Genomic DNA, 19,618 nt, shown 5'->3' on the forward strand with positions numbered 1-19,618 from the left:
TGTTACGCCAGGGCGGTACGCAGCTCGTTGGCGATGGTGGCCTGGTCCAGTTCCTGGCCGATTACCACCAGGCGGGTACCGCGGGTTTCGTCGCTGCGCCAGGCCCGGTCGAAGTGTTTGTCGAAGCGCTTGCCGACGCCCTGTACCAGCAGGCGCATGGGCTTGCCGGGGATGGCGACGAAGCCCTTGATGCGCAGCACGGCGTGGCGCTCGACCAGCGCGTTCAGCGCATCGAGCAGGGCGCGCTCTTCCACCTCCGGCAGGTCGACGTGGAAGGAGTCGAACTCGTCATGGTCGTGCTCTTCATGACCTTCGTGGTCGTGATGAGTCGGGCGGCTGTCGATGTGCAGCTCGGCCTCGGCGTTCAGGCCCAGCAGCACCGAGAGCGGCAGCTGGCCGGAATTGGCTTCGACGATTTTCACCGCCGGCGGCAGCTCCTCGGCGACTTCGGCGCGCACTCGGGCCAGTGCCTCGGCATCCAGCAGGTCGGCCTTGTTCAGTACTACCAGGTCGGCGCTGGCCAGCTGGTCTTCGAAGAGTTCGTGCAGCGGCGATTCGTGGTCCAGGTTCGGGTCCTGCTTGCGCTGCTCGTCCACCTGCTCGGGATGGGCGGCGAAGGTGCCGGCGGCCACGGCCGGGCTGTCGACCACGGTGATCACCGCATCCACCGTGCAGGCGTTGCGGATTTCCGGCCACTGGAAGGCCTGCACCAGCGGCTTGGGCAGGGCCAGGCCGGAGGTCTCGATGAGGATCTGGTCGAGGTCGCCACGGCGCGCCACCAGCTCGCGCATTACCGGGAAGAATTCTTCCTGCACGGTGCAGCACAGGCAGCCGTTGGCCAGTTCGAAGACGCGGCCGACCGCTTCTTCTTCGCTGCAACCGATGGAGCACTGCTTGAGGATTTCGCCGTCGATGCCCAACTCACCGAACTCGTTGACGATCACCGCGATGCGGCGGCCTTCGGCGTTGTCGAGCATATGGCGGAGCAGGGTGGTCTTTCCGGCGCCGAGGAAGCCGGTGACGATGGTGACGGGGAGTTTGGCCAGGGTTTTCATGCGCGCCTCGCAAGCGAAAGTTTGAAGGCGGATGAAGGGCGCGCGCGCGGGTTCGCCGCGCAACGAAGGTCGCCACCGGATCACCCCGCCCGGTTGTCTGTTGATAACCAACCGGTTCCGGATCTCGCGAGCTAGAGCAGAACAAGGCAAAAATCGGGGCGGGAGCGGAGTTTACGTCAGTAAATGAGCATCCCGAGCCGGTTTTTAACGCAGTTATGCCGACGCGCAGCAGATCGAAAACCAGTCACGAGGCAGGTCTCCTGGCTCACAGCCCTTGATTGTCCTTTCGCCTTCCCGCCGTCGTCGGCAGTGGCTCGTGAAAGGACAGGCTGTTCACAGTTGCGGGGGCAGCCGTGGCGCATCCGAAGATTTCCACGTTCCCTCTTAGCTCCGGCCAGCGCCGGAGAACCTCGAAGGGCAGAAGGCTACGCAGCGATGGCGAGGCGGTCAATCGCCGGGGATCGGTTGCCGCGCGGTTGACGCTCGCGGGGCTTCGTGGTCAGCTAGCGCGGTTTCAGGTGTCTCGCGCCGTCGTGTGCGAGGTGAAACGGGAAGCCGGTGCGTCCGCAAGGACCAGTCCGGCGCTGCCCCCGCAACGGTAAGCGATTGAAGGGTCATCGGTAGCCACTGTGCTCGCGCATGGGAAGGCTGACCCGCCCGGCCGCATCGGCCGACATCGCAAGCCCGGAGACCGGCCTGGAATCCTTCGTTTTGGCAAACCCGCGGTGGGCGGGCGCAGGCCGTGGCGCAGCCGATTCCGGCGCGTTCGAATGCGTTCAACCTCTGCGTTCTCTACTCAAGTTTCAGAGGGAACGTTCATGTCCAGCAGCATCCTGGCGCAACAGGCGTCGAGCACTTCCATCCCCCTTTCCAAGCGCATCAGCCTGGCCGTCGGCGCCAGCCTGCTCGGTGCGCTGCTGGTGTACTTCGCCGGTTTCTCGCACCTGGAGGCGGTGCACAACGCCGCGCATGACACTCGCCATAGCGCGGGCTTCCCCTGCCATTGATGTGTACCGGCTGCGTGTAGACGCGGCTGAGTCGAGGCGTCCCTGACTGCTCGTTCGAAGCGGTCACGGGAATGCTTTGCCTGCCACACGCGGCCCGGGAAATCGGAGAACTGCAATGATCAAACGTATCGCCCAGACCGCCGGTTTCGCCGGCCTGATCGCGGCGTTGGTGCTGACCCTGGTCCAGCTGTTGTGGGTGTCCCCGCTGATTCTCAAGGCGGAAACCTACGAGAAAGCCGAGCCGGCCGCCACGCTGGTCGAGGAGCACAGCCACGAACACGCCGATGGCGCCGCCGCCGGCCATCACCACGACCAAGAAGCCTGGGAGCCGGAAGACGGCTGGCAGCGCATCCTCTCCACCACCGGCGGCAACCTGGTGGTCGCAGTGGGCTTCGCGCTGATGCTGGCCGGCCTGTTCACCCTGCGTGAGCCGGGCAAGACGTCCGAAGGCTTGCTCTGGGGGCTGGCCGGTTTTGCCGTGTTCACCCTGGCGCCGTCGCTCGGCCTACCGCCGGAAGTCCCCGGTACTGCCGCGGCGGATCTGGCCCTGCGGCAGACCTGGTGGATCGGCACGGCCGCCTCCACTGCAGCAGGCCTTGCGCTGCTGGTGTTCAGCCGCAACTGGCTGCTGCGCGGTGTGGGCCTGGCGCTGCTGGTGGTGCCGCATGTGATAGGCGCACCACAACCTGAAGTGCATTCCAGCCTCGCGCCGGAGAGCCTCGCCCACGAGTTCATCGTTGCCTCGCTGGTCACCAACGCGGTGTTCTGGGCGGCCCTGGGCCTGGTCGCTGCCTGGTTGTTCCGTCGCTTCGCGCCATCGGCCTGATTCATCGCTATGCTCGACCCCGCAGCCGGCCCAGCCGCCTGCGGGGTTTTTATTTTCATCTTCAAGGAGAGCGACCATGACGCTGGTTGCCGGCCTAGGTTGCCGCCGGGGCTGCCCGCTCGATGAACTGCGTGCCTTGCTGCGCGATACGCTGGCCGAAGCCGGGCTCTACGAGTCGAGCCTCACCGCGCTGGCCAGTGCCACGCTCAAAGCCGACGAAGAAGGGCTGGCGGCCCTGGCCGCCGCGCTCGATCTGCCGCTGGCGCTGTTCACGCCACAGCAACTGGCGGCCTGTGAGAAGCGCCTCGACCAGCCCTCGGAGACGGTACGCACGGCCATCGGCAGCGCCAGCGTCGCCGAAGCCGCCGCGTTATTGCAGGCCGAAGCCCAGGGCGGCGCGCCGGCGCGTCTGCTGGTGGGCAAGCGCCGCAGCGAGCACGCCACCTGCGCGTTGGCCTTCATCCCCGTCGAATCCGAACAGGAGCAGCCATGACGGTCTTTTTCATCGGCGCCGGCCCCGGCGATCCCGAACTCATCACGGTCAAGGGCCAGCGGCTGATCCGCTCCTGCCCGGTGATCCTCTACGCCGGCTCGCTGGTGCCGCCGGCGGTGCTGGAAGGACACAGCGCCGAGCGCGTCGTGAATACCGCCGAGCTGCACCTGGACGAGATCGTCGCGCTGCTGGCGCAGGCCCACGCCGAGGGCAAGGACGTGGCGCGCGTGCACTCGGGCGATCCGTCACTGTATGGCGCCATCGGCGAGCAGATTCGTCATCTGCGCGAGCGCGGCATTCCCTACGAGATCATTCCCGGCGTCACCGCCACTTCGGCCTGCGCGGCGATTCTCGGCTGCGAGCTGACCCTGCCGGATATCTCGCAGACGCTGATCCTCACCCGCTATGCGAGCAAGACGCGGATGCCCGAGGGCGAATCCCTTGCCGAACTGGCGCAGCACCGAGCGACCCTGGCGATCCACCTGGGTGTCGGTCAGTTGGAGTCCATCGTCGCGGAGTTGCTACCGCACTACGGAGCGGACTGTCCCATCGCGGTGATCCATCGCGCCAGCTGGCCGGATCAGGACCAGGTTACCGGCACCCTTGGCGACATCCTGCCCAAGGCGCAGGCGAAGGGCTTCCGGCGTACCGCGCTGATCCTGGTGGGCAAGGTGCTGGGGGCGGAGGGCTTTGCCGATTCGTCGCTGTACAGCGTGGGGCATGCGCATCTGTATCGCCCGTAGGGCGGTTACCCGGCCGACAGTGGCCGCGTGCCGAGGCTCTGGGCGAAGCGCAGCAGGTAGCCGTCCGGGTCCTGCACGAGGAAGTTGCGCTCCCCGTACAACTGCTCGCTCTGCCGATACCAGCGCTCCTCCACGGGCTTGCGCAGTGGGAGCCCCGCCTCGTTCAGCGAGCTCACCAGCGACTGTGTGTCGGGGCAGCGGATGGAGAAATTGACCCCACGCCCCAGCGGGTGGTCCAGCGGGCGCACGCTCCACGGCGAGTCGGAGTGCCAGTCCTGTTCCAGCATGAGCTGGCTGTCGCCAAAGGAAAGAAAGGCGAAGCCGTCCTCGGGGCGCTGGTACTCGATGGCGAAGCCGAGCACCTCGCAGTAGAAGTGCAGGCTTCGCGGCAGGTCCGAGACGATCAGCTCCGGCACCAGGGCATTCATCTTCAGCATGATGGTGTTCTCACGCCCGCCACTCATCCGAGCGCGGCAGCGTTCCGCGTCGCAGGTACCAACGCACGCCCCAGTGCACGCCTAGCGCCGCAATTACCGTGAGCAGGATCTTCAAGCCTTCCGCATCCATGGCTGCTTCCCTCGTCCAGTTTCCGCCTGACAGGGTATTCCTGCGACAAACCACCGCACAGGTACAGATCGTTGCCGAATGTGCGGAGCAGTCCCGGCGTCTTGCCCTACAACGAGTGAATGATCCGTCCGAGGGTTTCCATGGCCTGTTCGCTGCTCGCTGTCCACGGATGGCCATAGTTCAACCGCAGGCAGTGGCCGAAGCGCCGGGTGGCCGAGAAGATCGGCCCCGGTGCCAGGCTGATGCCCTGGGCCAGGGCGAGCTGGAACAGCTTGAGCGCGTCGATGTGCTCGGGCAGTTCCAGCCACAGGAAGTAGCCGCCGCTGGGCCGGGTGACGCGGGTGGCGGCGGGGAAGTGCCGGGCCACGGCGGCGAGCATCGCGTGCTGCTGGCTTTCCAGCGCGTGACGCAGCTTGCGCAGGTGGCGGTCGTAGCCGCCATGCTGCAGGTAATCGGCGATGGCCGCCTGGGCCGGCACCGAGGCCGACAGGCTGGTCATCAGCTTGAGCCGCTCGATCTGCTCGGCGTAGCGCCCGCCGGCCACCCAGCCGACCCGGTAGCCCGGCGCCAGGCTCTTGGAGAAGGAGCTGCAGTGCATCACCAGCCCTTCGCTGTCGTAGGCCTTCACCGGCTTGGGCGCCTGGGCGGCGAAGTACAGCTCGGCGTAGACGTCGTCCTCGATCAGCGGCACCTGGTGCTGGGCCAGCAAGGCGGCGAGGGCGCGCTTCTTGTCCTCGGCCATGCTGGCGCCCATCGGGTTCTGGAAGTTGCTCATGAACCAGCAGGCCTTGATCGGCAGGCGTGCCAGGCTATCGGCGAGCACGTCCAGGTCGATGCCCTCGCGCGGGTGCACGGGGATTTCCACCGCTTTCAGTTTCAGGCGCTCGAGCACCTGCAGGCTGGCATAGAACGCCGGCGCCTCGATGGCCACCAGATCGCCCGGCTGGGTGACCACCTGCAGGCACAGGTTCAGCGCTTCCAGCGCGCCGTTGGTGACTACCAGCTCCTCCACCGGCAGCGGCATGCCGCCGACCATGTAGCGCAGGGCGATCTGCCGGCGCAGGGCGTGGCTGCCGGGCGCGAGGTCGGAGACCGTGGCGCGCGGGTCCATGTCGCGCACGGCGTGGGCCATGGAGCGTGCCAGGCGCGGCAGGGGGAAGAGTTCCGGTGCCGGGAAGGCGGAGCCGAAAGGTACGGTGTCCGGGTCCTTGATGGAGCTGAGCACCGAGAACACCAGTTCGCTGACGTCCACCTCGGTGGTCTGCGCGTCGTGACGGGCGATTTCCGGCTCGGCCAGCGCGCGCTGCACGTGCTCGCGGACGAAGTAGCCGGAGCGCGCGCGGGCGACGATCAGCCCGCGATCCTCCAGCAGGTAATAGGCTTGGAATACGGTGGAAGCGCTGACTCCGTAGGTGCGGCTGGCGTGCCGCACCGAGGGAACCTTCTGTCCGGGGGCGAGCACGCCGCTGCGGATCAGGCCGGCGATCTCGTCGGCGAATTTCTCGTAGCGCTTCATCTTGTCCTGCACGGCGGCCTGTGGGGCGGAAGAGTCCGCCCACTCTAGGCGCTGCGCCGAGGTCACGCCAAGCTCGCGTGCCATGCTCAGCGCCTCGGTGAGACGAAGGTGCTGGCGGCGTCGATCGCTTCACTGCCATCGCTGATCCTGAAATGCAGCGGTACTGACCCCCCCGCGCTGCGCTGCGCCAGACTGGCCACCGAGACGGCGAAATCGCGGATCTCGCCCGCTTGCAACGTCAGTTCCGGTACGCCCTGCAGGCGGTATCCGGTGCCGTCGGCGAGGCGCAGTTGATAGTGCTGGGGCTGCTGGGTCTTGTTGATCAGTTTGAGGTTGTAGATGTTCTCGATCTCGCCGGCGGCGTTCTCGCGGAACAGACCGCGGTCGCGGGCCACGTCGAGGTTGATCAGCGGCCGCGCTTCCAGCGCCCAGACGAAGGCGCCGATCATCGCCAGCAGCACCGCCGCGTAGCCGATCAGGCGCGGCCGCAGCAGATGGGTCGTGCCGCCTTCCAGCGCGCGCTCGGAGGTGTAGCGCACCAGGCCCCTGTCGTAGCCCATCTTGTCCATCACCGAGTCACAGGCGTCGACGCAGGCGGCGCAGCCGATGCAGGCGATCTGCAGGCCGTCGCGGATGTCGATGCCGGTGGGGCAGACCTGCACGCACTGGAAGCAGTCGATGCAGTCGCCCAGGCCCTGGGCCTTGGGATCGGCGTCCTTCTTGCGCGCGCCACGGGATTCACCGCGCGCCGCGTCGTAGGAAATGATCAGGGTGTCCTTGTCGAACATCACACTCTGGAAGCGCGAGTACGGGCACATGTGGATGCACACCTGCTCGCGCAGCCAGCCGGCGTTGGCGTAGGTGGCGGCGGCGAAGAAGGCAACCCAGAAGGCGCTTTCCAGATCCAGCCTGAAGGTCAGCAGGTCCATCACCAGCGGCCGCACCGGGGTGAAGTAGCCGATGAAGGTGATCGCCGTGAGCAGGCTGATCAGCAGCCAGAGGCCATGCTTGGCGCCCTTGCGCAGAATCTTCTCGGCGCTGGCCGGAGCTTTGTCGAGTTTCATGCGCTGGTTGCGGTCGCCCTCGGTGACCTGCTCGGCCCACATGAAGATCCAGGTCCACACGCTCTGCGGGCAGGTGTAGCCGCACCAGACGCGGCCGGCGAACACCGTGATGAAGAACAGGCCGAAGGCGGCGATGATCAGGATTGCCGAGAGCAGGATGAAGTCCTGCGGCCAGAAGGTCGCGCCAAAGATGTAGAACTTGCGCTCGGGCAGGTCCCAGAGTACCGCCTGGCGGCCGTTCCAGGTCAGCCACAGGGTGCCGAAGAACAGCAGGAAGAGCAGGGCGCCGCCCAGGCGGCGCAGGTCGCGGAAGCGGCCGGCGAAGCGCTTGGTGTAGACCGTCGGCGTGACCGCCGAGAGCGGCTTGGGTGGCGGGGTAAAACGTTGCGGGGCGGCGATCTCGACGATCTTCGCGGGGATTCTTTCGCTCATTGTCGTGGCCTATCAGGCAGAAGAGGCGCCGCGACTGTACGAACCGCTCTGTATTCGAAACAGATTCAGGTCTGCCGGAAAAAACCATATCAGATGGCGAAAACTGCTCCGTCCCGCGTCGCCACGGGGCTGGCGCGGTGGGCGACAATCTGGCTGCTCGGGCCAGTTGCGGCAACCGGTCGCAGGCCCGCCAGGGCAGCGTCACGGGGAATCTGATCTGGTTTTTCCCGCGCGATCTGCCGCTGTTTTGCACAGCAGGCGCCGGCCATAGTGCGGTCATCCGTGAAGCGGTGCGCCCGACGACAGAAGCAGGCGGCCGCGCAATGTCCGAAGGTGGCCTGGCGATGTATCGATACGATGATTACGACCGCGCGCTGGTGCGCGAACGGGTGGCGCAGTTCCGTGACCAGGTGCAGCGGCGCCTGAGCGATGAGCTGAGCGAGGAGGAGTTCCTGCCGCTGCGCCTGCAGAACGGCCTGTACCTGCAGAAGCACGCCTACATGCTGCGGGTGGCAATTCCCTACGGAACCCTTTCCAGCGAGCAGATGCGTACCCTGGCCTGGATCGCCCGCGAGCATGACCGTGGCTACGGCCACTTCACCACGCGGCAGAACATCCAGTTCAACTGGGTGGAGCTGGCGCAAGTGCCGGACATCCTCGAGCGCCTGGCCGATGTCGAGATGCACGCCATCCAGACCTCCGGCAACTGCGTGCGCAACATCACCACAGAGGCCTTCGCCGGTGTCGCTGCCGACGAATTCCTCGACCCGCGCCCACTGGCGGAAATCCTCCGCCAGTGGTCGACGGTGAACCCCGAATTCCTCTTCCTGCCGCGCAAGTTCAAGATCGCCATCTGCGCCGCCGAGGAAGACCGCGCGGCGGTGATGATGCACGACATCGGCCTGTACCTGCGCCGCGCCGAGAACGGTGAGCTGCGCCTGAAGGTGCTGGTGGGCGGCGGCCTGGGCCGCACGCCAATGCTCGGTCAGGTGATCCGCGACGAGCTGCCCTGGCAGCACCTGCTGTCCTACGTTGAAGCCATTCTGCGCGTGTACAACCGCCATGGCCGGCGCGACAACAAGTACAAGGCGCGGATCAAGATCCTGGTGAAGGCGTTGGGCATCGAGGCCTTCTCCCGCGAAGTGGAGGAGGAGTGGCAGCATTTGCGCGATGGCGAGGCGCAGCTGACGCTGGACGAGTACCAACGTGTGGCTGCCGCCTTCGAACCGCCGGTCTACGAACCTTCCGATGAACTAGCCTACGGCTCTGCACTGGCCGTCGACGCGGAGTTCGCCCGCTGGGTCTCGCGCAACGTGCGTGCGCATCGTGTACCGGGCTACGCCAGCGTGGTGCTCTCCACCAAGCCGGGGGCCGAGGCGCCGCCGGGGGATGTCACCGCCTCGCAGATGGAACGTGTCGCCGACTGGGCCGAATGCTTCGGCTTCGGTGAAATCCGCGTCGCTCATGAGCAGAACCTGGTGCTGCCGGATGTGCGCAAGGCCGATCTCCACAGGCTCTGGCGCGAGGCCTGCGAGGCCGGGCTCGGTACCCCGAATCAAGGGCTGCTCACCGACATCATCGCCTGCCCCGGCGGTGATTACTGTGCCCTGGCCAATGCCAAGTCGATTCCCATTGCCCAGGGCATCCAGCAGCGCTTCGAGGACCTGGACTACCTGCACGACCTGGGCGAGCTCAGCCTCAATATCTCCGGCTGCATGAACGCCTGCGGCCACCACCACATCGGCAACATCGGCATCCTCGGCGTCGATAAGAACGGCAGCGAGTGGTACCAGATCACCCTCGGCGGTGCGCAAGGAACGAAGAGCACGCTGGGCAAGGTGATCGGCCCGTCGTTCAGCGCGGCTGAGGTGCCGGATGTGATCGAGACAGTGGTGCGCACCTATGTAGAGCAGCGTGGCGTCGGCGAGCGCTTCGTCGAAACGGTGGAGCGTATCGGCCTGGAGCCGTTCAAGGCGCGGGTCTACCGACAGGCGGAGGTGCCGGCATGAAGAATCTGATTCGCCTGCGGGATGGCGTGGCGCAGGTGGCGCCGGACGATGCGTGGGAGTTGCTGCGCGAAGTACCGGAGGAGTTGCCGCGCGGAAACCTGATCCTGCCGCTGGCGGCCTGGTTGAACGCCACTCCCTGTAGGAGCGAGCTTGCTCGCGAACGGAGTTTTCCAGGTACGCCAGAGCTGGACGGTTCGCGAGCAAGCTCGCTCCTACAAGAACAGGGCGTGTGGCTCGGGCCGGATGATGATCCGCAACGGTTGGTCGTCCGGCTGGATGAACTGTCGCTGATCGCCATCGACTTCCCCAGCTTCCGCGACGGCCGTGGCTACAGCCTGGCCTACCTGCTGCGCAGTCGCCTGGGCTGGCGCGGCGAATTGCGCGCGGTGGGTGACGTACTGCGCGACCAGTTGGCGCACATGCGCCAGTGCGGTTTCGACGCCTTCGCCGTGCGCGAGGACAAGTCGGTGGAGGACGCGCTCAAGGGCCTGGCGGGCCTGAGCGTGCTCTACGGCCGCTCGGTCATCGAGCCGCGTCCGCTGTTCCGTCGCCGCTCCTAGGGGCGCCGGCCACGGGCGGTCGAGCCTGCAGCGGGTCGGCCGCGCTTGACGCTGTGCCGGGGCACAGGAAAAATGCGGTCATCATCCTCCGGTACCATGCGTGCCGGCGGTAACCCACGGATTCGAGTGACCCCAGACTATGCGCATGCGCCTGATGCTGTTGGGCGGCGGTAATGCCCTTGGACAGGCGCTGATCCGCCTTGGCGCCGAGGAAGACATCGGCTTCCTCGCCCCCCGGCCGCCCGAAGGGGGTTGGGACGCTTCCAGCCTCACCGTCCTGCTGGATGAAACCCGCCCCGACGCGGTGATCAATCTCGCGTACTACTTCGACTGGTTCCAGGCCGAGAGCGTCAGCGATGCCCGCCTGGCCAGCCAGGAGCGCGCGGTGGAGCGCCTTTCCGAGCTCTGCCAGCACCACGAAATCCTGCTGATCCAGCCATCCAGCTACCGCGTGTTCGACGGCGCTCGCGCCACCGCCTACAGCGAGAAGGACGAGCCGCTGCCGCTGGGCCCGCGTGGCCAGGCACTGTGGCGCATGGAGCAGTGTGTCCGGGCGACCTGCCCGCGCCATGTACTGCTGCGCTTCGGCTGGCTGATCGACGATAGCCTCGAAGGCTCGCTCGGCCGCTTCCTCGAACGCGCAGAGAAAGAGCAGGTGCTGTTCCTCGCCGACGACCGCCGTGGCAACCCGACGCCGGTGGACGATGCCGCGCGGGTAATCCTCTCGGTGCTCAAGCAGCTCGACTGCCAGGCACCACTCTGGGGCACTTATCACTATGGCGGCCTGGAGGCCACCACCACCCTGTCCCTGGGCCAGGTGGTGCTGGGCGAGGCCCGTGCCTTCCACACCCTGGCCGTACAGGAACCGAGCCCGCAGGCCCATGCCGCGCGCCCGGACGCCAGCGACGAGCCGCAACACGCGGTACTCGCCTGCAAGAAGATCCTCCATACCTTCGGCATCAAGCCGCGCGCCTGGCGCGCCGGTCTGCCGGCACTGCTGGACCGTTACTATCGCCATGTCTGAACGCCTATCCCCTTCCGCGAAGCCGATCCTCATCACCGGCGGCGCGGGATTCATCGGCTCCCACCTGGCGGACGCGCTGCTGGCGCGGGGCTTCGCCGTGCGGGTGCTGGACGACCTGTCCACCGGCAAGCGCGAGAACCTCGATGAGCGTGTCGAACTGGTGGTTGGCAATGTCGCCGACGAGGCGCAACTGCGCAGCGCGTTGAGCGGCTGCCAGGCGGTGGCGCACCTGGCGGCCGTAGCGTCGGTGCAGGCTTCGGTGGACGACCCGGTGGCGACCCACCGCAGCAATTTCATCGGCACCCTGAATCTCTGCGAGGCCATGCGCCTGGAAGGCATCCAGCGCGTGCTGTTCGCCTCCAGTGCAGCGGTCTACGGGCAGAACGGCGAAGGCGCCGCCATCGACGAGAACACCGCCAAGGCGCCGCTGACGCCCTACGCCTCGGACAAGCTGGCCAGCGAGTACTACCTGGACTTCTACCGTCGCGAGCATGCGCTGGAGCCGGCGATCTTCCGCTTCTTCAATGTCTATGGACCGCGTCAGGACCCATCCTCGCCTTACTCGGGGGTGATCAGCATCTTCGCCCAGCGCGCCGAGCAGGGCCTGCCGATCACCGTGTTCGGCGATGGCGAGCAGACTCGCGATTTCATCTACGTCGGCGATCTGGTCAAGCTGCTGGTGCAGGCGTTGCTGGCGCAGGACGTGGCCGCGTCGGCGATCAACGTCGGGTTGGATCAATCCACCAGCCTGAACCAGCTGCTGACCGAGATCGGCAAGCTCACCGGCGGGCTACCGGCGGTCACCTATCAGCCGCCGCGCCCTGGCGACATCCGCCATTCCCGCGCTGACAACCGTCGCCTGCTGGAGCGTTTCAGCCTGGACGCGCCTACGCCGCTGGCGGACGGGCTGGCCCAGCTGATCACCACCAGGGTTTGTTGATCGCCAGCAGGAAGATGCCGGACAGGGAGGCCAGTGCCAGTACGCTGAGCACGGCCTTTCGTGGCCTCGAAATACTGCGCAGGGCGAACGCCGCCAGCACGATGTAAAGCACCAGCAGACCGATCTTGGCTTGCAGCCAGACCGGCAACGGCCAGGGCATCGCCAGGTGCACCAGGCCCAGGGCGCTGAGCAGCAACAGGGTATCGACCAGATGCGGCAGCCCACGCTGCCAGCCTGAAGGGCGCCTGCCCCACCAGCTCAGGCCCAGGCGCAGGACGAAGAGCACGGTAGTGATGATCGCAAGGCTGACGTGCAGTGCTTTGAGTTCGAGGTACATACCGGTTTCCTGAAGATGAAAAAGGCGCCCTTGGGCGCCTTTTTCACGATTGCTCCGTCAGAAACGGTAGCCGAAACCGACCATGTATACCCAGGGGTCGATGTCGACATTGACCTTGGTCTTCTGCACGCCCAGTGCGGTCGGACCGTCGACGCTGGCCTTGGTGTCGATGTCCATGTACCAGACCGCGGCGTTGACGAAGGCGTGCTCGTTGAGCATGTAGTCCATGCCCAGCTCGGCGGCCAGGCCCCAGGAGTCCTGCAGCTCCAGGTTGCTGAAGCCCTGGTCCTTGCGGCTGCTGGTTAGGTCTTCCTGGAAGAAGGTGGTGTAGTTCACGCCCAGGCCGCCGTAGGGCTGGAAGGCGGAGTTGGTACCCCCCATGGGGTAGTACTGCAGCAGTACGGTCGGCGGCAGCTGCTTGACGTCGGCCAGCTTGCCATCCAGGCCGGACAGGCCGGTGGCGGCGTTCAGGCCCTTGACGTCGACCTGGTGCTTGAACGGAGTGGCGGCGACCAGCTCGACACCGATCTTGTCGGTGACGAGGTAGGCGAAGGTCAGGCCCAGTTGGGTGTCGCTGTTGACGGTAGCCTTGGTGCCGCTGACCTTGGCGCCGTCGAGCTTGATGTCGGAACTGCTATCGTCCGGGGCCACGGTGGCGATACCGCCGCGAACGAGGAAGTCGCCCGCCTTGTGCCCGCGGATAGTTTCGGCCTGGGCCACGACGGGGGCTGCGACGGCGAGTGCAAGAAGCGAGGTGGTGAGCCAGGACTTGCGCATGATGAGCTCCATATCTCTTTGGTATAAGTGTTGGTGCCCATCATAGTAGACAGTGCTAAACGCGCACTTTTGATTTGGCTCAATAAAGCCCCCAAGCTTCGTAGTATCTCGGGGTGCGGCTAAGCGTCGCGTCTTATTGGCCGGTGTACTCGTAGGGTTCGATGCTGCTCGCCTGCATCTGGTAGCCCGCTTCGGCCAGGTCGCTCTCCACGGCCTTCACGCTGAGCTTGCCGATGATCCAGAACGGCTGGTACAGCTCGTCCACCTTGACCCCCTTGCCGCCGCGCACATAGACGATCTGGTTGGAAGGTGGCGGCGGCACGTGGATGCAGGCGCCGTAGTAGGGCACCAGCAGGAAGTCGCGGACGGTCTGGCCATCCTCGTCCACTTCCAGCGGCACGATGTAGCCCGGCATCTTCACTTCCTGCCCGTCCAGCGCCTGTACCACCGGGGCGTTGGGCGTCTGCTGCTTCACCGCCGGAGCGCTCTCTGAGTTCAGCACGTCGGAGAGCTTCGACAGATCATGCAGTGGCACCGGTGGCGGGGGCGGCGGTGCGCCCTCGGGGATCAGCTCGGGCCAGGTCAGCTCACGGGGCGCGGCCCAGACGGCGGCGCTGGTCAGCATCAGCAGCAGGAAAAGCAGGCGGCGCATCGGGAATCCTCAGAGTCTGTTCATGAGCGAGCGAGCTGGCGCAGAACAAGGCGGAAATGGGGCAGGGAGCGGGGTTTACACGTTGTAAATGAGCATCCCTGACCCATTTCAACGCAGTTATGCCGACGCGCAGCCGCTCATGGGCTGGCTCTCAGAGGCGGATCGACAGCCCATCGGCCAGGGACTGCCGATAGGCGCGCCACGCCGGCACACAGCCGATCAGCAGCGCGGCGAGGAGTATGCCGCCGAGCAGCGACCATTCATAGGCGCTGGGCAGGGCCAGCGGCAGGAAGATGCCGTAGTTGGACTGGACAAAACCCTGGCTGCCGGCGATGCCGGCGTACAGCAGCCCGGTGCCCAGCGCCACGCCTGCCAGCGCCAGGGCGAAGGCCTCGGCCACTAGCAGGCCGAAAATGTGCCAGGGCCGTGCGCCCACCGAGCGCAGGATGGCCATCTCGCGGCGGCGCTCGTTGAGGCTGGTGAGAATGGCCGTGAGCATGCCGATCAGGCCGGTCAGCACCACGAACAGCGAGACCACGAACAGCGCCTTTTCCGCCGTGCCCATCAGCCCCCACAGTTCCTGCAACGCAACGCCCGGGAGGATCGCCATCAGCGGCTCGCCGTCGTACTCGTTGATCTGCCGCTGCAGGGTGAAGGTCGCCACCTTGCTCTTGAGTCCGAGCAGGAAGGCGGTGATGGCCTTGGGTTGCAGGTCCATCTCTCGCGCCTGGTCGGCGGTCACCTTGCCGGCGCCGCGCGCCGGAACGCCATTCTTCCAGTCGACGTGCAGCGCCTCCATGCCTTGCAGGGAAATATGCAGGGTGCGATCCACCGGCGTACCGGTGCGCTTGAGGATGCCGACCACGGTGAAGGGCTTGTCGTCGTGCTGCACCAGGCTGATGGTGCTGACCCCGTGGGCGAGGACGATCTTGTCACCGAGCTTGTAGTGCAGCGCTTCGGCGACTTCGGCGCCGAGCACGACGTCGAACAGGTCCTGGCCGAAGGGTCTGCCCTGGGCCAGCTCCAGCGTCTGTCCGCGACCGAAGCGGTAGTGCTCGAAGTAGCCGGTATCAGTACCCATGACGCGGTAGCCGCGGTGCGAGTCGCCCAGGGAAATCGGGATCGCCCATTTCACCAGTGGGCTGTGGCTGACCGTCTCAAAGCTTTCCCAACGGATGTTGTTGGTGGCGTTGCCGATGCGGAACACCGAGTAGAGCAGCAGGTTCACCGAGCCGGAGCGTGCGCCGACGATCAGGTCGGTGCCGGAAATGGTGCTGGCGAAACTCGCCTTGGCCTCGGTGCGTACGCGCTCCACCGCCAGCAGCAGGCAGGCGGAGAGGGCGATGGCGAAGATGGTCAGCAGGGCGGTGAAGCGACGGTTGGACAGGCTGGCGAGCGCCAGGCGCAACAGGTACATGCTCAGATTCCCGGAGCGCGGGCGGCGCGGTTGAGTTCGGCGAGGGAAACGCTGCGGTCGAACAGCGGCGCGAGGCTCTGGTCGTGGCTGACGAACAGCAGGCTGGCGCCGGCCTCGCGGCATTCGGCGAACAGCAGCTGGAGGAAGGCTTCGCGGGCGTCGGCATCCAGCGCCGAGGTTGGTTCGTCGGCGATCACCAGCTCCGGCTGGCCGATCAGCGCGCGAGCGGCGGCGACGCGCTGCTGCTGGCCGATGGACAGGCTATCGGCACGGCGTTCGATCAGCGCCGTATCGCCCAGGCCCAGGTGCCCCAGCAACGCCTCGGCGGCTTGCGCCACGCTGCCGTGGCGTGCCTTGGCACGCTCCGCGCGGCTACGCGAGAAATGGCAGGGCAGCTCGACGTTCTCCCGCACCGAGAGGAAGGGCAGCAGGTTGAATTGCTGGAAGATGTAGCCGGTGTGATCGACCCGGAAGTGGTCGCGGCGCGCCGATTTCATCTGCGCGATGTCCTCGCCCAGCAGGCTCACGCTGCCGCGCTGCGGACGCTGCACGCCACCGAGCAGGCCGAGCAGGGTGGTCTTGCCGCTGCCGGACGGCCCCTTGAGGAACAGGGTTTCGCCGCGGGCCAGTTGGAATGCGGGGATGTCCAGCAGCTCCGCCTGGCCGGGCCAGGCGAAGCCGAGGTTGTCGAGTGCGAGCAGTGCGGTCATGTCGGGCGTCGGAGTCAGAGCGTCAGGGTCGGGTTGCCGGTGGTCAATTCTGCACCTTGCTGGCCGTTCGGGCCGATCAGTTGTACCTGAATTTTCTGGGTAGCCGGGAAGCGCTTGAACAGCGGCGCGAAATTCAGGTTGGCGAGGGCCTCGGGTTTGGCGCAGGTCAGCTGGTAGTGCGCGTGGATATCCGCGTGCTGATGGCCCTCATGCTCGTCATGGTCACCGTCATCCGTGGCGGCGTCGCCGAACAGCGGACTCATCAGTTCCACCGACTGCACGCTGCACTGTGCCGAGGCCGGTGCGCCGAGCAGCTGCAGCGGCTGCTTGAGCTGCGCCTGGGCGGCGGCGACGGTGGCCTTGTCGGCATCGCTGGTGGCGAGGTGCTCGAAGCCCACGAGGTTCATGGCCGGGCTGTCCAGTTCCAGTTCCAGGGTCTTGCCGTCGAGGGCGACGTTGAGCTGGGCGACGCCGTGCTCGTGCTTGCCGAGGCTGCCGTGTTCATGTTCGTCGTGGGCTTGTACTGCGAGGGGCAACAGGGCGACAGCGAGGAGCAAGGGGCGCATGGGAGACTCCGACGGTTGAATGATTTTGTTACGTTATAACAGGTTAAATATTAACGCCAGCTTAGCGTGCGTTTGGCGCGACGACGATGCCGTGGGAGCATGCGCGAAAGGCCACGAGGAGAAGGGCGATGCTGAGAATCAAGGGCACCATCGGCGACTGGCCGGTAGACCTGACCGTGGAGATGGATGACGCCGACTGGGCGCGGCTGGCGCAGAGCCTGCCAGCGGTGGCCGTTGCGCCCGCGGCACCGGCGCCAGCGGCAAGTGCTCCGGCCGATCAGTTGTGGCTGGCCGCGCAGGATCTGCTACGCCGAAGTGGCAGCACGGAAGGTCCGCAATTGCTGGGGGAGCTGGAGACGCTGGCGGGTAGCGCGGGGGCGGCGAAGGGCTTGCTGGTGCGCCTGCGCCATAGCCCCAAGGTGAAGATCGAGGTGCGCGAGGGCGTGCAGGTGTTCAACTGGGTCGAAGCGGAGTAACCGAGCTCCCTGTAGGAGCGCCCCATGGGCGCGATCGCGGGCATGGCCCGCTCCTACAAGAAGGGCGCCTTGCGGCGCCCTGATCATCAATACAGCACATTCGCCAGCTTGCGGCGGTAGGTGATCACCAGCGGATGGTCCTTGCCCAGCAGGTCGAACACCTGGACCAGCGTCTTGCGCGGCAGGTCTTCGCCGTAGCTGCGGTTGCGCACGAACAGCTTGAGCAGGCCGTCCATCGCCGCCTCGTACTGCTGGCGGGCCAGTTGCTGGACGGCCAGTTGGTAGGTGGCCTCGTCATCGTTGGCGTCGGCTGCCAGGCGGGTCTTCAGCGCGGCGGCGTCCGGCAGGTCGGCGGCCTGGCGCAGGAAGGTCAGCTGGGCCTTGGCGGCGGCCAGTGCCTGCTTGTGCTCATCGCTTTTCACCGCATCGAGGACGGTCTCGGCTTCACCCAGCTCGCCGCGCTCGGCGAGGCAGCGGGCGTAGAGGATCAGCGCGGCCGCGTGGGTGTTGTCCTCGCCCAGCAGGGCCTTGAGCTGGGCCTCGGCCTCGGCGAAGCGGCCTTCGTTGAAGGCGACTTGTGCGGCCTCCATCGGGTCAGCGGCGGCTGGAGCCGGGGGCTGTACATGCTGTTCGAGCATCTGGCGGATCGCCGATTCCGGCTGTGCGCCGGCGAAGCCGTCAACCGGCTGGCCATCCTTGAACAGCACCACGGTGGGCAGGCTGCGGATGCCGAAACGCATCACGATGTCCTGCTCGATGTCGCAGTTGACCTTGGCCAGCAGCAACTCGCCCTGGTAGGACTCGGTGATCTGCGCCAGCAGCGGCATCAGTGCCTTGCATGGGGCACACCAGTCGGCCCAGAAGTCCACCAGGACCGGCTTGATGAAGGAGTTCTCGATGACGACCTGATCGAAGTTGGCGATGTTGGCGTCGAAGATGTAGGGCGTATCGCTCATGGGGGATCTCGGGCGAGTGGGGCGATGAAAGGTGGTTGGCTATCACTATAAGTGGGGGCGCCGGTGAACGGAAACAACCCACACGCTGGCGCCGGCATTCCCCTGTAGGAGAGGCGGGGCGCCTAGCCCATGCCGCGATCCGCCGGCATGGCCGGCGCCCGAATGTTTGAGCACGCCAAGGGGGGGCATCTATCACGATGGAGCCCGCCGCGACAGGCTTCGCGGACAAGGTCCGCTCCTACAGGCAGGTTCGGCGCGAGGCGATCGCGGGCATGGCCCGCTCCTACACTGGTGCAGCGGTCACGTATTGAACGTAGGAGCGGACTCCGTCCGTGATCGTTTGACCCGCCACGCCGGCGTTACCCGCGTTTCGCGTGGTAGAGGCTGACGTGGCGAAACTCGGCGGGCTCGGCCAGGTCCGGCCAGGTGCAGCCGTCGAGAACGCCTAAGCGCTGGTACAGCGGATGGCTGAAGTCGCGCACCCGCGAGTCGGCCACCAGGGCTTCGCGGCCACGGCCGAGGAATTCGTCCAGCAGCGGCAGGTTGGCGCGGTCGTAGAGCACGTCGGCGACGATGATCAGGTCGAAGCGGTCGGCTTCCTTGAAGAAATCGTCCGAATAGCTCAGCTCTACGCCGTTCAGTTCGGCATTGGCGCGGCAGGCCAGCAGCGCCAGCGGGTCGAGGTCACAGGCCACCACTTCGGCGGCGCCGGCTTTCGCCGCGGCGATGGCGGCGATGCCGGAGCCCGCGCCGAAATCCAGCACGCGTTTGCCGCGCACCCATTCCGGTTTTTCGCCAAGCCAGTGCGCCAGCACCAGACCGCTGGCCCAGCAGAAGCACCAGTAAGGCGGGTCTTCGAGGATGCGCCGGGTCTCGTCCGGGCTGAATTCGCGGTCCATGTTCTGCGCGTCGATCAGCCAGAGGTCGATGTCGGTGCCGGGCAAGCGCTCGGCCACCAGGCGAGCGTCGCCCAGCAGTTCGCCCAGGGCGTGCTGCAGCGGCAGCGGTGCCATCACGGTGCGCGTTCCAGGCGCAGCTCGCCGAGGGCGCGGGTTTCCGGCTGGGTAATGCGCACCGGCGGCAGGCGCCAGGCCAACTGGCCGGACTGCGAGACACGGGCGTGCAGTTCGACGCGGGTGTTGGCCGGGAAGGATTGCGGATCGAACACCAGGCGGAACGGCAGGGCCTGGCCGGTGGCGATCAGATTCTCGCTGGAGAGCAACTGCTGTGGGCGATCGCGCTGATCGATCACCAGCAGGGCCAGCTCCACCTCGCCGCCGGCGGGCAGGTAGCCCTGGCTGCTGCTGAGCTGGCCGGTCAATGCCCGCATGTTGGCCGGCACAGGGGAATCGGCCGCTGCGGTGCGGGCAGGCGCGGATTGCGGTGCCTGCGGCACAGGCGCCGGTTTGTCGCTGGAGCAGGCAGCGAGCAGGGCGATAAGGGACAGGCAGACAAGACGGGCGGACATGGGCGGACTCCATCGCGGCACAG

22 protein-coding genes and 2 riboswitches are annotated in these 19,618 nt (G+C 66.4%); of the genes, 9 read left to right on the top strand and 13 right to left on the bottom strand.

Annotated features, from left to right (window positions below; translation table 11 throughout):
• Positions 1-2: 2 nt before the first annotated feature.
• Positions 3-1,055, bottom strand: a complete 1,053-nt coding sequence (gene cobW / locus GA645_RS03470) for a cobalamin biosynthesis protein CobW (protein WP_152219963.1) — start codon at positions 1,053-1,055, stop codon at positions 3-5.
• Positions 1,056-1,287: 232 nt separating this feature from the next.
• Positions 1,288-1,483, bottom strand: a riboswitch (cobalamin riboswitch).
• Between the two features lie 71 nt (positions 1,484-1,554).
• Positions 1,555-1,770, top strand: a riboswitch (cobalamin riboswitch).
• Between the two features lie 103 nt (positions 1,771-1,873).
• Between cobW and GA645_RS03475 the strand changes: the two genes are divergently transcribed.
• The 4 genes from GA645_RS03475 to cobM all read left to right on the top strand — a co-directional run bounded on the left by GA645_RS03475 (position 1,874) and on the right by cobM (position 4,124).
• A complete protein-coding gene (locus GA645_RS03475; protein WP_152219965.1) occupies positions 1,874-2,062 on the top strand; it encodes a CbtB-domain containing protein in 189 nt (62 codons plus the stop codon).
• 115 nt (positions 2,063-2,177) lie between these two features.
• Positions 2,178-2,888 carry a CbtA family protein gene (locus GA645_RS03480; protein WP_152219967.1) on the top strand — a complete coding sequence of 237 codons (711 nt, stop codon included), beginning with the start codon at positions 2,178-2,180 and terminating at the stop codon, positions 2,886-2,888.
• A 76-nt stretch (positions 2,889-2,964) separates the two neighbouring features.
• Positions 2,965-3,381, top strand: coding sequence for a cobalamin biosynthesis protein (locus GA645_RS03485; RefSeq protein WP_152219969.1), 417 nt, complete (start codon positions 2,965-2,967; stop codon positions 3,379-3,381).
• Entirely contained in the window at positions 3,378-4,124 is a 747-nt protein-coding gene (gene cobM / locus GA645_RS03490; RefSeq protein WP_152219971.1) for a precorrin-4 C(11)-methyltransferase, read from the top strand. Before GA645_RS03485 ends, cobM begins: the two co-directional genes overlap by 4 nt.
• Positions 4,125-4,129: 5 nt before the next feature.
• On the opposite strand, the gene GA645_RS03495 is transcribed toward cobM, so the two are convergent.
• From GA645_RS03495 to ccoG, 3 genes are all read right to left on the bottom strand, one after another.
• Positions 4,130-4,561 carry a VOC family protein gene (locus tag GA645_RS03495; protein WP_152219973.1) on the bottom strand — a complete coding sequence of 144 codons (432 nt, stop codon included), beginning with the start codon at positions 4,559-4,561 and terminating at the stop codon, positions 4,130-4,132.
• A gap of 236 nt (positions 4,562-4,797) precedes the next feature.
• Positions 4,798-6,207 (bottom strand): GntR family transcriptional regulator MpaR, encoded by a 1,410-nt coding sequence (mapR, locus tag GA645_RS03500; protein ID WP_152227871.1) that lies wholly within the window; start codon positions 6,205-6,207, stop codon positions 4,798-4,800.
• 86 nt (positions 6,208-6,293) lie between these two features.
• Positions 6,294-7,703: a cytochrome c oxidase accessory protein CcoG gene (ccoG, locus tag GA645_RS03505; protein ID WP_152219975.1), complete on the bottom strand. Its 1,410-nt coding sequence runs from the start codon at positions 7,701-7,703 to the stop codon at positions 6,294-6,296.
• Between the two features lie 344 nt (positions 7,704-8,047).
• Between ccoG and GA645_RS03510 the strand changes: the two genes are divergently transcribed.
• The 4 genes from GA645_RS03510 to GA645_RS03525 all read left to right on the top strand — a co-directional run bounded on the left by GA645_RS03510 (position 8,048) and on the right by GA645_RS03525 (position 12,236).
• A complete protein-coding gene (locus tag GA645_RS03510) occupies positions 8,048-9,712 on the top strand; it encodes a nitrite/sulfite reductase (RefSeq protein WP_152219978.1) in 1,665 nt (554 codons plus the stop codon).
• Positions 9,709-10,272, top strand: coding sequence for a DUF934 domain-containing protein (locus GA645_RS03515; RefSeq protein WP_152219980.1), 564 nt, complete (start codon positions 9,709-9,711; stop codon positions 10,270-10,272). Before GA645_RS03510 ends, GA645_RS03515 begins: the two co-directional genes overlap by 4 nt.
• 139 nt (positions 10,273-10,411) lie before the next feature.
• Complete coding sequence (locus tag GA645_RS03520) at positions 10,412-11,296, top strand: sugar nucleotide-binding protein (protein ID WP_152219982.1); 885 nt, start codon at positions 10,412-10,414, stop codon at positions 11,294-11,296.
• Positions 11,289-12,236, top strand: coding sequence for an NAD-dependent epimerase/dehydratase family protein (locus tag GA645_RS03525; RefSeq protein WP_152219985.1), 948 nt, complete (start codon positions 11,289-11,291; stop codon positions 12,234-12,236). Before GA645_RS03520 ends, GA645_RS03525 begins: the two co-directional genes overlap by 8 nt.
• Here GA645_RS03525 and GA645_RS03530 read toward each other — a convergent pair.
• From GA645_RS03530 to GA645_RS03555, 6 genes are all read right to left on the bottom strand, one after another.
• Positions 12,217-12,573 carry a SirB2 family protein gene (locus GA645_RS03530; RefSeq protein ID WP_152219987.1) on the bottom strand — a complete coding sequence of 119 codons (357 nt, stop codon included), beginning with the start codon at positions 12,571-12,573 and terminating at the stop codon, positions 12,217-12,219. The two genes, GA645_RS03525 and GA645_RS03530, sit on opposite strands and share 20 nt — an antisense overlap.
• A 57-nt stretch (positions 12,574-12,630) precedes the next feature.
• Positions 12,631-13,350, bottom strand: a complete 720-nt coding sequence (locus GA645_RS03535) for an OmpW family protein (RefSeq protein ID WP_152219989.1) — start codon at positions 13,348-13,350, stop codon at positions 12,631-12,633.
• Between the two features lie 133 nt (positions 13,351-13,483).
• The gene (locus GA645_RS03540) at positions 13,484-14,002 is read right to left on the bottom strand and encodes a DUF3299 domain-containing protein (protein WP_152219991.1); all 519 of its coding nucleotides are present in this window, start codon (positions 14,000-14,002) and stop codon (positions 13,484-13,486) included.
• A 151-nt stretch (positions 14,003-14,153) separates the two neighbouring features.
• Positions 14,154-15,419: an ABC transporter permease gene (locus tag GA645_RS03545; RefSeq protein WP_152219993.1), complete on the bottom strand. Its 1,266-nt coding sequence runs from the start codon at positions 15,417-15,419 to the stop codon at positions 14,154-14,156.
• 2 nt (positions 15,420-15,421) lie between these two features.
• On the bottom strand, positions 15,422-16,129 hold the full coding sequence (locus GA645_RS03550; protein ID WP_152219995.1) for an ABC transporter ATP-binding protein: 708 nt from the start codon (positions 16,127-16,129) through the stop codon (positions 15,422-15,424).
• Positions 16,130-16,143: 14 nt separating this feature from the next.
• The gene (locus GA645_RS03555) at positions 16,144-16,695 is read right to left on the bottom strand and encodes a DUF2796 domain-containing protein (protein WP_152219996.1); all 552 of its coding nucleotides are present in this window, start codon (positions 16,693-16,695) and stop codon (positions 16,144-16,146) included.
• A 128-nt stretch (positions 16,696-16,823) separates the two neighbouring features.
• Here GA645_RS03555 and GA645_RS03560 point away from each other — a divergent pair, with 128 nt between their 5' ends.
• A complete protein-coding gene (locus GA645_RS03560; RefSeq protein ID WP_152219998.1) occupies positions 16,824-17,171 on the top strand; it encodes a hypothetical protein in 348 nt (115 codons plus the stop codon).
• Between the two features lie 86 nt (positions 17,172-17,257).
• Here the strand turns inward: GA645_RS03560 and trxA are convergent, their stop codons facing one another.
• The 3 genes from trxA to GA645_RS03575 all read right to left on the bottom strand — a co-directional run bounded on the left by trxA (position 17,258) and on the right by GA645_RS03575 (position 19,595).
• The gene (trxA, locus tag GA645_RS03565) at positions 17,258-18,127 is read right to left on the bottom strand and encodes a thioredoxin (protein WP_152220000.1); all 870 of its coding nucleotides are present in this window, start codon (positions 18,125-18,127) and stop codon (positions 17,258-17,260) included.
• A gap of 359 nt (positions 18,128-18,486) precedes the next feature.
• Complete coding sequence (locus tag GA645_RS03570; protein ID WP_152220002.1) at positions 18,487-19,143, bottom strand: methyltransferase; 657 nt, start codon at positions 19,141-19,143, stop codon at positions 18,487-18,489.
• Positions 19,140-19,595, bottom strand: coding sequence for a YbaY family lipoprotein (locus GA645_RS03575; RefSeq protein ID WP_152220004.1), 456 nt, complete (start codon positions 19,593-19,595; stop codon positions 19,140-19,142). Before GA645_RS03575 ends, GA645_RS03570 begins: the two co-directional genes overlap by 4 nt.
• Positions 19,596-19,618 lie beyond the last annotated feature (23 nt).

Source organism: Pseudomonas sp. SCB32, from assembly GCF_009189165.1.
Taxonomy (GTDB): Bacteria; Pseudomonadota; Gammaproteobacteria; order Pseudomonadales; family Pseudomonadaceae; genus Pseudomonas.

Excerpts from the sequence above, each read along its gene's own strand:
- trxA (WP_152220000.1), bottom strand. The coding sequence starts at position 18,127 with ATGAGCGATACGCCCTACATCTTCGACGCCAACATCGCCAACTTCGAT.
- GA645_RS03520 (WP_152219982.1), top strand. The coding sequence starts at position 10,412 with ATGCGCATGCGCCTGATGCTGTTGGGCGGCGGTAATGCCCTTGGACAG.
- GA645_RS03545 (WP_152219993.1), bottom strand. The coding sequence starts at position 15,419 with ATGTACCTGTTGCGCCTGGCGCTCGCCAGCCTGTCCAACCGTCGCTTC.
- GA645_RS03530 (WP_152219987.1), bottom strand. The coding sequence starts at position 12,573 with ATGTACCTCGAACTCAAAGCACTGCACGTCAGCCTTGCGATCATCACT.
- GA645_RS03560 (WP_152219998.1), top strand. The coding sequence starts at position 16,824 with ATGCTGAGAATCAAGGGCACCATCGGCGACTGGCCGGTAGACCTGACC.
- GA645_RS03495 (WP_152219973.1), bottom strand. The coding sequence starts at position 4,561 with ATGCTGAAGATGAATGCCCTGGTGCCGGAGCTGATCGTCTCGGACCTG.
- GA645_RS03515 (WP_152219980.1), top strand. The coding sequence starts at position 9,709 with ATGAAGAATCTGATTCGCCTGCGGGATGGCGTGGCGCAGGTGGCGCCG.
- GA645_RS03525 (WP_152219985.1), top strand. The coding sequence starts at position 11,289 with ATGTCTGAACGCCTATCCCCTTCCGCGAAGCCGATCCTCATCACCGGC.
- cobM (WP_152219971.1), top strand. The coding sequence starts at position 3,378 with ATGACGGTCTTTTTCATCGGCGCCGGCCCCGGCGATCCCGAACTCATC.
- GA645_RS03540 (WP_152219991.1), bottom strand. The coding sequence starts at position 14,002 with ATGCGCCGCCTGCTTTTCCTGCTGCTGATGCTGACCAGCGCCGCCGTC.
- GA645_RS03535 (WP_152219989.1), bottom strand. The coding sequence starts at position 13,350 with ATGCGCAAGTCCTGGCTCACCACCTCGCTTCTTGCACTCGCCGTCGCA.
- GA645_RS03575 (WP_152220004.1), bottom strand. The coding sequence starts at position 19,595 with ATGTCCGCCCGTCTTGTCTGCCTGTCCCTTATCGCCCTGCTCGCTGCC.
- GA645_RS03510 (WP_152219978.1), top strand. The coding sequence starts at position 8,048 with ATGTATCGATACGATGATTACGACCGCGCGCTGGTGCGCGAACGGGTG.
- GA645_RS03480 (WP_152219967.1), top strand. The coding sequence starts at position 2,178 with ATGATCAAACGTATCGCCCAGACCGCCGGTTTCGCCGGCCTGATCGCG.
- mapR (WP_152227871.1), bottom strand. The coding sequence starts at position 6,207 with ATGAAGCGCTACGAGAAATTCGCCGACGAGATCGCCGGCCTGATCCGC.
- cobW (WP_152219963.1), bottom strand. The coding sequence starts at position 1,055 with ATGAAAACCCTGGCCAAACTCCCCGTCACCATCGTCACCGGCTTCCTC.
- GA645_RS03485 (WP_152219969.1), top strand. The coding sequence starts at position 2,965 with ATGACGCTGGTTGCCGGCCTAGGTTGCCGCCGGGGCTGCCCGCTCGAT.
- ccoG (WP_152219975.1), bottom strand. The coding sequence starts at position 7,703 with ATGAGCGAAAGAATCCCCGCGAAGATCGTCGAGATCGCCGCCCCGCAA.
- GA645_RS03550 (WP_152219995.1), bottom strand. The coding sequence starts at position 16,129 with ATGACCGCACTGCTCGCACTCGACAACCTCGGCTTCGCCTGGCCCGGC.
- GA645_RS03555 (WP_152219996.1), bottom strand. The coding sequence starts at position 16,695 with ATGCGCCCCTTGCTCCTCGCTGTCGCCCTGTTGCCCCTCGCAGTACAA.
- GA645_RS03475 (WP_152219965.1), top strand. The coding sequence starts at position 1,874 with ATGTCCAGCAGCATCCTGGCGCAACAGGCGTCGAGCACTTCCATCCCC.